The sequence below is a fragment of the Streptomyces sp. NPDC030021 genome (assembly GCF_055574035.1).
This window is the reverse complement of record NZ_JBVIAH010000002.1, coordinates 560042-573427: the sequence shown is the minus strand read 5'-3', so window position 1 is coordinate 573427 and position 13386 is coordinate 560042. Positions and strand designations below refer to the sequence as shown.

Genomic DNA, 13386 nt, shown 5'->3' with positions numbered 1-13386 from the left:
CGAAATTGCTTCACTAGGTGAAACAACCATGCGCCTAGATATTTCATGTTGTCAAGTAAATGGGTACGCTGGTTCCATGCCCAGTCGTCGAGTGGACCCAGTGACCATCGAAGTCGTCGAGCTCATCGGCGACGTCGTGGCCCGCTATCACATGGAGTACGAGCACGCGGCCGCCAGCCACCAGCTCACCGGCGCCCAGGCCAAGGTGCTGAACATGCTCTCGCTGGAGCCCATGCCGATGCGGCGCATCGCGCTGAAGCTGCGGTGCGAGCCCTCGAACGTGACCGGCATCGTCGACCGCCTGGAGACGCGCGGCCTGGTCGAACGCCGCCCGGACCCGGCGGACCGCCGGGTGAAGCTGGCCGCCCCCACCGAGGAGGGCACGCTGACCGCGGAGCGGCTGCGCGAGTCGCTGGACTTCGCCCGCGAACCGCTGGCGGGGCTGTCCGTGGAGGAACGGACGGTCCTGCGGGACCTCCTCAGGCGCATGCTGACCTGACGGGGCACGTCGGCACCGGCGGCGGCAGGACACCCCCTAGAACCAGCAGAAGATCCAGCAGCTCTTGGTCGGCGTGGGCGACGGCGTCGGGGACGGCGTGGGCGACGGTGGCTGCGTGCTCGCGGAGGCGCTCGGCGAGGGCTTCCCCGATGCGGTCTTCCCTACGGACGGCCCCGGGCCGGGAGTACGGGACGCCGGGTCCGACGCCGCGGGCGCGGAGGCGGACGAGGCCGGACCCGGCTGCGCGACGTTCCCGGAAGGCGCCGCGGCACCGGCCGTCTTCGTACCCGCGGCGGGGGCCTTCGCCGTGGCCTTCCCCGGACCCGTGGGCGCACCGGCCGTCGGAGCGTCGGGCAGCGGGGCGGGCTGCTGCGGGCCGTCGTCGGTCAGCACCACGGTCGCGGCCCGGTCGGCGCGCTCCCCGTCGACGGCCATGCGGGCCACCGCCATGGAGCCCCCGACCGCGATCAGCAGGCCGAGCGAGAGCGACAGCACGGTCCGGCGGCGGCGCCGGTGCGTGACCCGGCGGCGGGCACCGGCGCGCCGCTCGTTCGGCTCGGACAGCACGACGAGCGAGTCGGCGAAGACCTCGGCCAGTGCGGTCGGCGGTCCGGGAACGGGCGCCTCGGCGGCGGGCCCGGCGGCCGGCACGGCGCCGGCGGCGGCGGGTATCAGGTACTCGGCGGGGGTTCCGCATCCGGCGCACGCCAGTGCGCCGTTGAGGTGCCTCCGGCAGGCGTGGCAATAGTTCATGGCGCCCGCAGGCTACGTGCTCTGCGGCAACATCCGGATCCCGAGAACGTAAGGATCCTGTGTGGAATCGTTCCTTCCATGACATCTTTCGGGCCGACCGGATTCCAGTTGGTGCTCTTGCGGCGGATGGCCGACTTCCAGCCGGACCTCGCCGACGAGGCCCGTCGCCGGCTGGGCGCCTCGCTCGCGGACCAGCGGACGGCGAACAAGCACTGGCAGGCGATGGTGCGCTCACCGCGATCCCGCGGGGCCCTCGCCCGGTACCGCTCGGTGCTCGGTCCGCCGGAGTCCGCCGAGCACCGCACGATCGGCGATCTGGAGTGCGAGGCCCTGCTGTGGCCGCTGCCGCTCTGGCCGGACCTGCGCTTCGAGGTACTGGCCGCGCCGGACGGGGCCGTGTGGAACGAGTGGCTGGTGCGGGCCCCGGGCGCGCGGGAGCCCGTACTGGAGTCGCCGGACGATCTGCGGCCCTGGTCGGCGACGGTGGACGAGGTGGCGCGGGCCTTCGCCCCGGTCCGGCCGATGGAGGGCACCGCGCCGACCCGCTGGCGCCTGGCCTTCGCCGCACGGGGGCGCCCCTGCGTGGCGGAGTTCACCTACGGCCTGCTCCAGCGGTTCTCCCTGGACGACACCCCGCTTCCAGGGCACTAGGAAGAGAGGAAGGCGCGCACCCCGGCCGAGGTGCCGTCGTCGCCGAGCAGGTCGTTGTGCTTGAGGCAGCCGACCGGCGTGTTGGCGGCTCCGGTCAGCGGGACGCTGTCGTCCGGGTTGACGATCTCGTCGCAGTTGGACCAGAAGGTCGCGTACTTCACCGCGCCCGGGGTCTCGTCCCCGCCGTTCAGGTTCTTCACCACGTACGACCCGGGGGTCATGTCCCGGCACGCCTGGTCCCACAGCGCGCAGGCCCAGGCGGTGGAGGTGCCCCGGTTGGGTCCGGCCAGCGAGACCCAGTGGTCCACGGCGGCCGCGCCGCCGCCGAACTTCACGTACCAGCGGCTGACCAGCGAGCCGAAGGAGTGCGCGACGACGTCGACCTTGGCGGCGCCGGTCTCCCGGCGGACCTGGTCGACGTAGGCGCCGAGCTGCCCGGCGAGGGCCTCGTTGACGGACTGGTGGGTGTCGTAGCCGAAGGAGAAGAGCTCCGCGTCGGTGTACCCGGCGGCGCGCAGGTCCGCGCGCAGGGCTCCCCAGACTCCCGGGTCGGCGTTGTAGCCGTGCACGAGGACCACCGGAGTGCGGGAGGAGGCCCGGGCCGGGGAGGCCGTCGGCAGCGCGAGGCACAGCGTCAGAAGTGCCAGGAGCACCGGAAAGGTCAGGAGCGCCGGGAGGGGCGGGCGCGCCGGGAGTGCCTGCAGTCTCTGTCGGGCCGTCAGCATCGGGTCCCCTCTACCTTGTTACGCGTGAGTAGCGCGTGCGGTGCGGGCATGGTGCTGCCTGTCGGTACAGAAATCCACCCCCATGCAGCCACGACGCACCCCCCGGCCGGAGCATCTCAACGGGCCATGAGACCGAATCGCCCGCGATGATATGAAAAGTGACCGACATTTCCGTCGGCCCTCTTGCGTCAGTGCTCTCGGGAGGATCTGCCGTGACCGTCAGTCTTGAGCAGTTGCGCCGCTGCCACGTCGCCGTCGACCTGGGGGCGGCAAGAACCCGCGTGTACGTCAAGGGCGCCGGCCTCGTGGTCGACGAACCCAGCGTCGCCGCGGTCAACACGCGCACCGGTGCACTCATCGCCGTCGGCTCCTTCGCCGAACGGATGACCGGCCGCACGCCCGACTACATCCGGGTCGTACGCCCCGTCTCCGGCGGCACCGTCGTCGACATCGAGATGGCCCAGCGGATGCTGCGTCACCTGCTCGGCGAGAAGCTGCGGCGCGCCCTGCGCCGCAAGCCGCGGCTGCGGGCCGCCGCCTGCACCCCGCACGACGCGGACCCGCTCGCCCAGCGGGCCACCGTGGAGACCCTCGTCGGGCTCGGCGCCCGACGCGTCGAACTCGTCGACACCCTGATCGCGGCGGCCGTCGGCTGCGGACTCCCCGTGGAGCAGCCGACCGCGACGATGATCATGGTGTGCGGGGCCGCGGCCACCCAGGTGGCCGTCCTCTCCCTCGGATCCATCGTCACCGCCCAGCGGATCCCGGTCGGCGGCGAGGCCATCGACCACGCGGTCGTCCAGCACCTGCGCCACGCGCACGAGCTGATGCTGCCCAGCCAGGCCGTCCGGCCGCTGCAACTGGCCCTCCACGGCAACGGCCTCACCGCCGAGGGGCCGGCCTCCACCCTGATCCACGGCCGCGACGTGGCCACCGGACTGGCCCGCTCCGTCCACGTGGACACCGCGGCCGTCCGGGACGCCATCCACACGCCGCTGACCGCCGTCCTCGACGGCATCGGCAAGGTGCTGCGGGACTGCCCGCCGGACCTGGTGGCCGATCTGACGGACCGGGGGATCATGATGGTGGGCGGCAGCGCCCTGCTGCCGGGCCTGGACCAGATGCTGCGGGACGCCACCGGAATGCCCGTCGCCATCGCGGAACGGCCGGACGTGTGCGCCGTACTCGGTCTCGGCGCGATGCTCGAAGGGAAGATCGCCCCCATGGTCCTCAACCCGCTGGCCGAATGAGGCCCCAGGAACCGAAAGAGCCCAAGGAGACCGAGGAGTCCTACGAGCCCGCGGAGCCCGACGAGGAGGCGACGAGCCTTCCGGTGCTGCTGGAAGCCGTCCTCGACGTCGGGTCCGAGCCGGAGCTGCACGCCACCCTCCAGCACATCGTGGACTCCGCGACCGAGCTGTGCGCGGCCCGGTACGGAGCGCTCGGGGTCGTCGACCCCGAGCGCGCCCTGCTGACCCGGCTGTTCACGACAGGGCTCACCGAGGAGGAGCGGGCCGCGATCCCGCACCTGCCGGACGCGCGCTCCGGCGTGCTCGGAGCCCTCGTCAGCGACCCGCGCCCGCTGCTCCTGGACGACGTCGCCCAGGACTCGCGGGCGACCGGATTCCCGCCGGGCCACCCGCCCATGCACAGCCTCCTGGGCGTCCCGATCCGGGTGCACACGGAGGTCTTCGGCAATCTCTACCTCACCGAGAAGCGGGGCGGCGGCCCCTTCACGGACGAGGACCTCGCCCTGCTGCGCGTCCTGGCCTCGCAGGCGGGCATAGCGATCGGCAACGCCCGGCTCTACGAGACCGCGCGCCGCCGGGAGCGCTGGATCGACGGCGCCGCCGCCGTGACCACGACCCTGCTCGCCGGACGCCCCGCGGCGGACGCCCTGATGTGCGTGGCCGAACGGGCCCGGCTGCTGGCGGACGCCGCGGCCGGGGTGGTGCTCCAGCCGACCCCCGAAGGCGGCATGGAGATCGTGGCCGCCTCCACGCAGGGGGACCCCGGGGACCTGGTGGGGACGGCGATCGCCCCCGGTTCGCCGGTGCTGGTACAACTCCTCGGCGGCGAACCCGTCTTCATCGACGACTCGGCGACGGACCCCCGGATGACCACGCACGTGCGGGAGCGGTTCGGGCCGAGCATGATGCTTCCGCTGCAGAGCGGAGGCCAGCTGATCGGCACCCTGGCCCTGCCCCGTGCCCGGGGCGGCCCCGCGTACGACGCGGTGGACCGGCTGCTCGCCTCGCAGTTCGCCTCCCAGGCCGCGCTGGCCCTCGTACTCGCGGACGCCCAGCACGACCGGGAGCAGCTGGCGGTGTACGAGGACCGCGACCGGATCGCGCGGGACCTGCACGACCTGGTGGTCCAGCGGCTCTTCGCCACCGAGATGATGCTCGAAAGCACCCGGCGGCGGGCCGCGAACGCCCCGTCCGGGGACACGGTGGGCGACGAGCTCAGCCGCGCCGTGGACGAGCTCGACTCCACCATCCAGGAGGTCCGGACGGCCATCTTCGCCCTCCAGCAGCCGCCGACCGACGCCCCGGCGACCTTCCGGGGGCGGGTGCTGCGCGAGACGGGCGGGGCGGCGGCCGTGCTCGGCTTCCAGCCGTCGGTGCACTTCGCGGGCGCGGTGGACGCCCTGCTGCCGGATCCCGTGGCGGTCGACCTGCTCGGGGCCCTGCGCGGCGCCCTGGCCGCGGCGCACCGGCGCGGCGAGATCACCTTCATCGACGTGCAGGTGGACGCGAACCCGTCCCGGGTCCGCCTGACGGTGGCGGACGACGGCCGTACGGAGTCGGGCGCGCGGGGCACGACGGTGACGTGGGAGTCGGCGCTGTGACGGTCACATCGGCCTGTCCGGCCGTGCAGCGGACGGTGCCCGTGCACTGCTGCGCGGCGGCAGCCGGGTGACCGGCCGTCTCCTCTTTCCCTAGTACTGCCCCGGCCGGGTGGCCGCGCGCAGCGCGATCCGGGTGTTGGACTGGGCAACCCCCGCCTCCCGTTTCATCCGGCGGAGCAGCCCGTCGAGGGCGGCTGGGTCGGCGGCCCGGGCGCGTACGAGGTAGTCGTGCTCGCCGGTCACGTGCACGACCTCGGTGATCCCGGAGAGCTTGGCGACCTGCCGCTCGAACTCCTCGTTGGTGGTGTCCTGGCGCAGGGTGACGTCGATGAAGACGACGAGCCCTCCGGCGGTGTCGGCCGCCGGGTCCACGATCGTGGTGAACCCGCGGATCACCCCTTCGCGGCGCATCCGCCGTACCCGGTCGGCGGTGGCGTTGGCGCTGAGGCCGACGCGGACTCCCAGGTCCCGGTACGAGATCCGCGCATCCTGCTGCAGGATGCCGAGGATTTCCCTGTCGAGGCGGTCCATACCGCGATTCTCGCAGCCGGGCCCGGTATGCGCGCTCATCCCCCGAAGGCCGGGCCCGACGCTCGCCCCATGAGCGAACTGATGACACCGACGCTGGCGGGCGCGGCCGCCGGCCTGGGCGTGGCGATGCCCATGGGGGCGATGAGCGTGCTGCTGCTGCAGGAGGCGATGCGCGACCGTCGCACGGCCGTCGCCGCGGCCGCGGGAATCGCGGCGGTCGACCTCGGCTACGCGGCCCTCGCCACCGCCCTGGGACCCTGGGTGGCCTCCCACATCTCCCCGGTCGAGGCCTGGGTCCGGCTGGCCTCGGCGGTGATCCTGCTGGTCATCGCGGCGCGCGGCCTCGCCGGAGCCCGCCCCGCCGGCCGCGCCCCCGGCTCCGGCGCGGTGCCGGGCTGCAGCCCGGTCGCCGCCGACGCCGCTGCGTCCGACTCCGGGCTCGGCTCAAGTGCCGGGTCCGGGTCCGGGTCCGGGTCCGGGTCCGGCGCCGGGTCCGGGTCCGGCGCCGGCGCCGGCCGGGCGGGCGTGTTCGTGCAGGCGCTGCCCGGGAAGGCCTTCGTCCGGTACGTCGGCATGACCGCCCTCAACCCCACCACCGCCCTCTACTTCGCCGCCCTCACCACCGCCCAGGGCGCCGCGCTGCGGACCGGTGCGGCCGGGGGCGCGTTCCTTCTCGGGGTCGGCGCCGCCTCGCTCCTCTGGCAGCAGGCCCTCGTGGCACTCGGCTCCCTCGCCGGTACCCGCATCCCGGACCGCGCCCGCGTCTGGACCTTCCGCCTCGGCTACGGGCTGGTCGCCGCGTACGCCCTCAAGATCGCCTTCCCCCTGCCGACCCTCGGGTGAGGCGCCGGGGAGGGGTCAGGGGCGGCTCGGGGTGGCCTCGGGGTGATGCCGGATACGAGTCGACGCCCCGGCCGAAATGATCAGTACATGACCAATCAGCCGCTGAGCGGCCACCGCGCGACCCTCACCCGGGCCGCCTTCGTCACCGCCCCCCTGTGCATGCTGGCCTACGGCGCCATCCGGCTCAGCGACCCCGACCACGGCCCGGGCCCCGCCTGGACCGCGGGCCACGTCCTCCTGCTGGCCGGGGTGCTGCAGTTCGCCCTGATCCTCCCGGCCCTGCACCGGCTGACCGGGCCCGCCCGCGGGGCGGGCCGCCTCGGCGCCGGCGCCGCCACCCTCCTCGGGCTGACCGGCACCCTGGCGGTCGCCGCTCAGGCCTCCATCGACCTCGTCGTCGGCTTCCGCGCCGCCGACCGTCCGGAGATGGCGCGGCTCTTCGAGGAGATCCAGAGCCACCCCGGGGTGCTCCCCGCCGTCTACACCGTCGGGCCGATGCTCTTCTACGTCGGCCTCCTCTGGCTCCTGGTCCACCTCGCCGTCCAGCGCCGCGTCAGCCCCTGGCGACCCGTCATGGTGGTGCTGGGCACGGCCACCACCGCCGTCAGCCTCGATCTGCTGCCGCTCGGCGCCCTCTTCTTCACCGCGGCCCTCCTCCCCCGCTCCCTCCCCCTGACCACCCCGCGGGTGCAGCCCCTAGGGTGACCCCGTGACGACCCGCCTCTCGGCCCGCGCGGCCATCGCCTCCGTGACCGACCCCGGCAGCTTCACCGAACTCCCCGCGCCCCGGCGGGAGTCCCCCGCCGACGGCCCCCTGGAATGGACCGGCTACGACGGCTCCCGCGCCCGCGCCGCCGAGCGCACCGGCGAGCAGGAGTCCGTGGTCACCGGCACCGCCCGGGTCGGCGGCCACGAAGCCACCGTCGTCTCCTTCGAGTTCGGCTTCCTCGGCGGCTCGCTGGGGCAGCACACCGGGGACCGGCTCGAAGCCGCGTACGCCCACGCCCGCGAGCACCGGCTCCCCCTCGTCTCGCTCATCGCCACCGGCGGCTCCCGGATGCAGGAGGGCATGCTCGCCCTCACCCAGCTCCAGCGCGTGGCCCGCCAGTGCGTCCTGACCCGGGCCGCGGGGCTCCCCCAGCTCGCCGTCCTGCGCGATCCGACCACGGGCGGCGGCTGGGCCACCCTGGGCGCCGGCGCCGATGTCGTCCTCGCGCTCCCCGGGGCCCAGGTCGGCTTCGCCGGGTCCCGGGTACGTCCGGCGGACGCGGATCCGGCGGCCTACTGTGCCGAAGGCCAGTACGCCGCCGGTCACGTGGACGCCGTGGTGCCCGCCGCCGAGCTGCCGGGCACCCTCGCCGACTGGCTCCGCGTGCTGGCCGCGCCCCGCCCCGCGGGGCCGGCCGAACCGCCGGGCGCACTGGCGGACGTCGCACCGCCACGGACCGGCTGGGACGCCGTCCTGCAGGCCCGGCACCCCGGCCGGCCGCACGCCGCCGCGTACCTGGACGCGTACTTCGAGCTCCGTCTGCCCCTCTCCGGGGACCGGGCGGGCGGCACCGACCCCGGCATGCTGTGCGGATTCGGGCTGCACGAGGGCCACGCCGTCGCCTACGCCGCCCAGTGCGGCACCGCCACCCGCCCGGCGGGCTACCGTACGGCCGCCCGCCTCATCCGCCTCGCGGACCGGCTCGGCGTCCCGGTGCTCACCCTGGTGGACACCCCGGGCGCGGCCAACGACGCCGCCGCCGAACACGCGGGCGCGGGCGCAGCCATCGCCGACACCTTCGCGGCGCTGGCCGCGGCCACCGTCCCCGTCACCACCCTGCTGATCGGCGAGGGCGGCTCGGGCGGCGCCCTCGCGCTGGCCGCGCCCGGGAACACCTGGGTCACCCCGGACAGCTACTTCTCGGTGATCGCCCCGGAACTGGCGGCGGCCATCCTCAAGCGGCCCCCTTCGGCCGCGCCCGCCACGGCGGACCAGCTCCGCGTCCGCCCCCAGGACCTGGTCGCCCTGGGGGTCGCCCGCGGCATCGTCGGCCCGGCCCGGGCCCAGGCCCAGCCCCGGTCGGACTAACGCCGGCGCTGCGGCAGCCGTACGCGCCCGGTCCCGTCATGGTCCGTGACCACCATGCCCTCGATGTTGTCCACCAGCGGGTGGTTCTGCGGCAGCTTCGACGGCGCCCCGAACGTCGGGCAGTCGTCGAAGTCCCCGATCGCCGTCTTCCGGGCGACCCGCAGACCCGCGCCCTCCGACAGCGTCCGCACCCCGGAGGTGTCCGTCGCGCCCAGGGGATCGGCGACGTACGGCCGTACCGTGATCGCGAACTCCCGGGTGAAGCCGCGCTCAAGCACGATCAGCCGGCCGTCGCGCGTCGGCGCGAGCTCCACCAGCCCCTTCACAGCCGGCCGGATCGGGCGAACCTCGCCGGGCTGATCCCGACATGCCGCCCGAAGTGCCGCGTCAGGTGCGCCTGGTCGTAGAACCCCGCCGCCACCGCCGCCTCGGCCGGCCGCACGCCCGCCAGCAGCAGCCGCCGCGCCAGCGCCACCCGCCGCGCGGTCAGATACGCGTGCGGCGGCAGCCCGTAGGCCGCCTTGAAGCTCCGGATCAGGTGCGTGGGATGCGGGTGCCCGAGCTCGGCCGAGGCCTCCTCCAGGGTGATCCCCTCGGTCACCCGCGCGTCGAGGAGCTCGCGCAGCCGTACGGCGACCCGCGCGCCCGGCAGCGGCCCCGGCACCTGCCCTTCGGCCGCGCCCCCCGCCAGCCGGCGGTGCAGCCGCTCCCGTACGAAGGCCAGGCGCGACCCGGCCTCGAAGGGGTCCCGCTCCGCGAGCGCCAGGTGCAGCCCGTGCACGCGGTCGCGGAGCGCGGGGTCGGCCAGCAGCGGGGTGTCGACGGCGGCCCCGGTCAGCCGCTCCGGGAGCACCGAGGTGTCCAGGTACAGCACGCGCTTGCGGAAACCGGCCTCGGTCACGGTCCGCCCGTCGTGGCTCACCCCGGGCGGCAGCAGGACCACCACGTCCGACACCCCGAGGCCGTGCCGCTCCCCGTCGAGGGCGAAGTCCACCCGGCCGCCGTCGAGGATCATCAGCGCCCAGGTGTCGTGCACGTGGGCCGGGTACGCGTGCTCGGTGAAGCGGGCGTGGAAGACCTCGGCGATGCCGGGCACCGACGGCTGCCAGGCGGACACGGTGCTGCGCGGGCGTATCGCGGCCATGTCAGGAACGTACAAGACCGCCCGCGGGCGTGCCGACAGGCTGTCCACATGACGACACACAAGGTCAACATCGCCGAGAAGCTGGCCGGTTTCACCGAGCAGTGGGCCCCGCGGCGCATCGCCCGCGTCAACGACTACGAGGTCAAGGCCGCCCGGCTCCAGGGCGAGTTCATCTGGCACACCCACGAGGACACCGACGAGCTCTTCCTGGTGGTCGGGGGCACCCTGACGATCCGTCTGCGCGACGGGGACGTGGTCCTGGGCCCCGGCGAGATGTACGTGGTCCCGCGCGGGGTCGAACACTGCCCGGCGGCGGAGGAGGAGGCGCAGATCCTGCTCTTCGAGCCGGCCGGCACCGCCAACACCGGCACCGAGGGCGGCGACCGCACCCGGGAACCGGTGGACGCGTAGCCCGGCCGGTCGTGCCGGGGCCGGGTGTGTGCCGGGGCGCTCCCCGCAGGGCGCCGAACGCACTACCGCCCGGCCGTGCGACCCCCCGCCACGTTCGGCGCCCGAGGAGACGCCCCGGCGCGCGCCCGGCCCCGGCACGCGCCCGGCCCCGGCACGGGTCGGCGCGGGCCGGCACGTGTGTCGACCCCACCAGCAGGCAGCAGCGCCCGGCCACCGCCGAGACCGGCCACCGCCCGATGTGCCGTCCGGCCCAGCGGTCCCAGCGGCTACGCCTGAGGGGAGCGGGCGTCGTACCGGGCGAAGTTGCGCCAGCGCAGCGCGAGCAGGCCCAGCACCAGTACACAGGCCAGCCCGCCGCCCGTGACGGCCACGGTCGGGGAGATCAGGTCGGCGGTGGTCCCGGCGAGGAAGTCTCCGAGCCGGGGCCCGCCCGCGACGACGATGATGAAGACGCCCTGCAGGCGGCCGCGCATGTCGTCGGGGGTGGCGGCCTGGAGCATGGTCGTGCGGAACACCATCGAGGCGGTGTCCGCGTACCCGGCCAGGGCCAGGAAGAACATGCCGAGCCACAGGTTCCGGGTGAGCCCGAACACCGCGACGGCCAGCCCCCAGGCGGCCACGGCGAGCAGGATCGCCAGCCCGTGCCGGCGGATGCGGCCCTGCCAGCCGGAGAACAGCCCGCCGAGCAGCGCCCCGGCGGCCATCGCGGCGACCAGCAGGCCGACCGTGCCGGGGCCGCCGCCGTACCAGAGCACGGCGATGGCCGGGAACAGCGCCTTGGGCTGGGCGAGCACCATGGCGGCCAGGTCGGAGAAGAAGGTCATCCGGATGTTCGGCCGGGTGCCGAGGAAGCGCAGTCCGTCGAGCACGGAGGCCCTTCCCCGGGCGCCCTCGGCCCGGTCGGGCTTCATCGACGGCAGCTTCCACATCGCGTAGAGCGCGGCGCCGAAGGTGACGACGTCGATCAGGTAGGCCGTCCCGTAGCCCGCGACGGTGACGATGACCCCGCCGAGGGCCGGGCCGACCATCGACCCGAAGGTCATGGTCATCGAGTTCAGGGCGTTGGCGGCGGGCAGCTGTTCGACCGGGAGCAGCCTCGGGATCATGGCGGACCGCGCCGGTCCGGTGAGCGCCCCGCAGACCGCCTGGAGCGCAACGACGGCGTACAGGAACCAGACGCGGTGGAAGTCGAGCAGCGCGGCGGCGGCGAGCACGACCGACAGCGCGGCGGCGCCCATCGAGCTGTAGAGGCCGAGTTTGCGCCGGTCCACGGTGTCGGCGATCGCGCCGCCGTAGAGGCCGAAGACGACGAGCGGGACGAGCGAGAAGAGACCGACGAGCCCGACGGAGAAGCTGGACCGGGTGATGTCGTAGACCTGGAGCGATATCGCGAGGGTGGTCATGGCCTGGCCGACCCACGAGATGGTTCCGCCGAACCACAGCCGCCGGTAGTCCGCGGATGCGCTCAGCGGGGTGAGGTCGGCGAATATGCGCTGCCAGAGCTGGGGTGGGGCGGTCGTCCGGGTCACAGCGGATGATAACCACCGGCCGCCCCGCGCCCCCGGGGATTTTTCGCCGCTTCACACACCGGCAACAGTCGCCACACCCGGCTCCGGGCTCCCGGCCCGGGCGGCGTATTACCGGTAACTCGCCACTATCACCGGACATTTGACTGAATCGACGTGCGCTCCTCACCTCGGGTTCAGCTCATGATGAAAAGACTCGTATGTCCAGGGAGGCGTAGTGATCGAACCTGGCAACAGCACCACGAGCACCGGCGCGACGCAGAACACGGTGCGCACCACCGTCCCCCTCACCGTCGGCGTCGAGGAGGAGTTCCTGCTCGTCGACGCCCGCAGCTTCCGGGTGGTTCCCGCCGCCCCGCTGGTCCTCGCGACGGCCGGCGGGCTGCCCGGCGAGCTCCACCCCGAGGGCACCCGCTACCAGGTGGAGCTATCCACCCCGATAGCCCACTCGGCGGCCTCGCTGCGCGCCGAGCTCGCCGCCCTGCGGCGCACCCTCGGCCGGGCCGCCCGCGCCCACGGCTGCCGGCTGCTGGCCGCCCCCTCACCGGTCGTCGCCGTGGAAGGGCCGCTGCACCTGACCGACGACGAGCCGCGCCAGCGCGAGCAGCACCGCCGCTTCGGCGCGCTCACCGACACGCTGGTCAGCTGCGGCCGCCACATCCACATCGGCACGCTCGACGTGGACACGGCGGTGGCCGTGTCCAACAGGATCAGACCCTGGCTTCCCACGCTGATCGCGCTGGCCGCCAACTCGCCGTTCTGGGGCGGCCGTGACACCGGTCACGCCAGCTGGCGGGCGATGGCCTGGTCCGGCTGGCCCTCGGCGGGCCTGCCCCCGCACTTCACGTCCACGGCACACTTCCGGCGCTCGGTGCAGACCCTGCTCGGCTCCGGGGCGGCCCTGGACACCAAGATGGTCTATTGGGACCTCCGCCCCTCCGGGCACTGGCCGACGCTCGAGATCCGGGCGCCCGACATGTCCCCGGACATCGACTCGGCCCTCCTGCAGGCCGAACTGGCCCGGGCGCTGGTCTCCACGGCGCTGCGCGAGATCGCGGAGCGCCGCCCCGAACCGGCCGTACGGGACGACGTGCTGCGCCTCGCGCGCTGGCGGGCGGCCCACGACGGCCTGGAGGGCTTCGGCCTCGACCCGTACACGGGGACGGAACTCCCCGCGGCGGACCTCGCGGAGGCCCTGCTGGACCTGGTCGCCCCGGAACTGGCCGCCGCCGGCGACCTCGACCACGCCGCCAAGACCATGGCGGGCCTCCTGCGCGACGGCTCGGGCGCCCACCGCCAGCGGGTGGCGTTCGCCCGTCGGCAGGACCTGACGGACGTACTGCGCCACCTCACGGACGAGACGGAGGACTTCTGA

15 protein-coding genes are annotated in these 13386 nt (G+C 74.3%); 9 read left to right on the top strand and 6 right to left on the bottom strand.

Going from position 1 to position 13386, the window contains the following annotated elements; translation table 11 throughout:
* Positions 1-76 precede the first annotated feature (76 nt).
* Positions 77-499, top strand: coding sequence for a MarR family winged helix-turn-helix transcriptional regulator (locus ACZ4YL_RS05710; RefSeq protein ID WP_382540813.1), 423 nt, complete (start codon positions 77-79; stop codon positions 497-499).
* 36 nt (positions 500-535) lie between these two features.
* On the opposite strand, the gene ACZ4YL_RS05705 is transcribed toward ACZ4YL_RS05710, so the two are convergent.
* Positions 536-1252, bottom strand: coding sequence for an SCO2400 family protein (locus tag ACZ4YL_RS05705; protein ID WP_468113983.1), 717 nt, complete (start codon positions 1250-1252; stop codon positions 536-538).
* 78 nt (positions 1253-1330) lie between these two features.
* Between ACZ4YL_RS05705 and ACZ4YL_RS05700 the strand changes: the two genes are divergently transcribed.
* Positions 1331-1903: a hypothetical protein gene (locus ACZ4YL_RS05700; protein WP_468113982.1), complete on the top strand. Its 573-nt coding sequence runs from the start codon at positions 1331-1333 to the stop codon at positions 1901-1903.
* Here the strand turns inward: ACZ4YL_RS05700 and ACZ4YL_RS05695 are convergent.
* On the bottom strand, positions 1900-2628 hold the full coding sequence (locus ACZ4YL_RS05695) for an esterase/lipase family protein (protein ID WP_468113980.1): 729 nt from the start codon (positions 2626-2628) through the stop codon (positions 1900-1902). The genes ACZ4YL_RS05700 and ACZ4YL_RS05695 overlap by 4 nt on opposite strands.
* Positions 2629-2840: 212 nt before the next feature.
* On the opposite strand from ACZ4YL_RS05695, the gene ACZ4YL_RS05690 reads away from it, so the two are divergent.
* Together ACZ4YL_RS05690 and ACZ4YL_RS05685 are read left to right on the top strand one after the other, a co-directional pair.
* A complete protein-coding gene (locus ACZ4YL_RS05690; RefSeq protein WP_030715469.1) occupies positions 2841-3878 on the top strand; it encodes a rod shape-determining protein in 1038 nt (345 codons plus the stop codon).
* On the top strand, positions 3875-5479 hold the full coding sequence (locus ACZ4YL_RS05685) for a GAF domain-containing sensor histidine kinase (RefSeq protein ID WP_468113978.1): 1605 nt from the start codon (positions 3875-3877) through the stop codon (positions 5477-5479). Before ACZ4YL_RS05690 ends, ACZ4YL_RS05685 begins: the two co-directional genes overlap by 4 nt.
* A gap of 90 nt (positions 5480-5569) precedes the next feature.
* Here ACZ4YL_RS05685 and ACZ4YL_RS05680 read toward each other — a convergent pair whose 3' ends face one another.
* Positions 5570-6010 carry an Lrp/AsnC family transcriptional regulator gene (locus tag ACZ4YL_RS05680; protein WP_030012642.1) on the bottom strand — a complete coding sequence of 147 codons (441 nt, stop codon included), beginning with the start codon at positions 6008-6010 and terminating at the stop codon, positions 5570-5572.
* A gap of 69 nt (positions 6011-6079) precedes the next feature.
* On the opposite strand from ACZ4YL_RS05680, the gene ACZ4YL_RS05675 reads away from it, so the two are divergent.
* The 3 genes from ACZ4YL_RS05675 to ACZ4YL_RS05665 all read left to right on the top strand — a co-directional run bounded on the left by ACZ4YL_RS05675 (position 6080) and on the right by ACZ4YL_RS05665 (position 8930).
* Positions 6080-6853 (top strand): hypothetical protein, encoded by a 774-nt coding sequence (locus tag ACZ4YL_RS05675; RefSeq protein ID WP_468113976.1) that lies wholly within the window; start codon positions 6080-6082, stop codon positions 6851-6853.
* An 87-nt stretch (positions 6854-6940) separates the two neighbouring features.
* Complete coding sequence (locus ACZ4YL_RS05670; protein WP_468113974.1) at positions 6941-7558, top strand: hypothetical protein; 618 nt, start codon at positions 6941-6943, stop codon at positions 7556-7558.
* A 4-nt stretch (positions 7559-7562) separates the two neighbouring features.
* Positions 7563-8930, top strand: coding sequence for a carboxyl transferase domain-containing protein (locus ACZ4YL_RS05665; protein WP_468113972.1), 1368 nt, complete (start codon positions 7563-7565; stop codon positions 8928-8930).
* On the opposite strand, the gene ACZ4YL_RS05660 is transcribed toward ACZ4YL_RS05665, so the two are convergent.
* Positions 8927-9244, bottom strand: a complete 318-nt coding sequence (locus ACZ4YL_RS05660; protein ID WP_468113970.1) for an esterase-like activity of phytase family protein — start codon at positions 9242-9244, stop codon at positions 8927-8929. The two genes, ACZ4YL_RS05665 and ACZ4YL_RS05660, sit on opposite strands and share 4 nt — an antisense overlap.
* 8 nt (positions 9245-9252) lie before the next feature.
* Positions 9253-10074 carry a helix-turn-helix transcriptional regulator gene (locus ACZ4YL_RS05655; protein ID WP_468113968.1) on the bottom strand — a complete coding sequence of 274 codons (822 nt, stop codon included), beginning with the start codon at positions 10072-10074 and terminating at the stop codon, positions 9253-9255.
* A gap of 48 nt (positions 10075-10122) precedes the next feature.
* Here ACZ4YL_RS05655 and ACZ4YL_RS05650 point away from each other — a divergent pair, with 48 nt between their 5' ends.
* A complete protein-coding gene (locus ACZ4YL_RS05650) occupies positions 10123-10485 on the top strand; it encodes a cupin domain-containing protein (protein ID WP_468113967.1) in 363 nt (120 codons plus the stop codon).
* Between the two features lie 266 nt (positions 10486-10751).
* On the opposite strand, the gene ACZ4YL_RS05645 is transcribed toward ACZ4YL_RS05650, so the two are convergent.
* Positions 10752-12014, bottom strand: a complete 1263-nt coding sequence (locus ACZ4YL_RS05645) for an MFS transporter (protein WP_468113965.1) — start codon at positions 12012-12014, stop codon at positions 10752-10754.
* Between the two features lie 214 nt (positions 12015-12228).
* Between ACZ4YL_RS05645 and ACZ4YL_RS05640 the strand changes: the two genes are divergently transcribed.
* On the top strand, positions 12229-13386 hold the full coding sequence (locus ACZ4YL_RS05640) for a carboxylate-amine ligase (RefSeq protein WP_468113963.1): 1158 nt from the start codon (positions 12229-12231) through the stop codon (positions 13384-13386).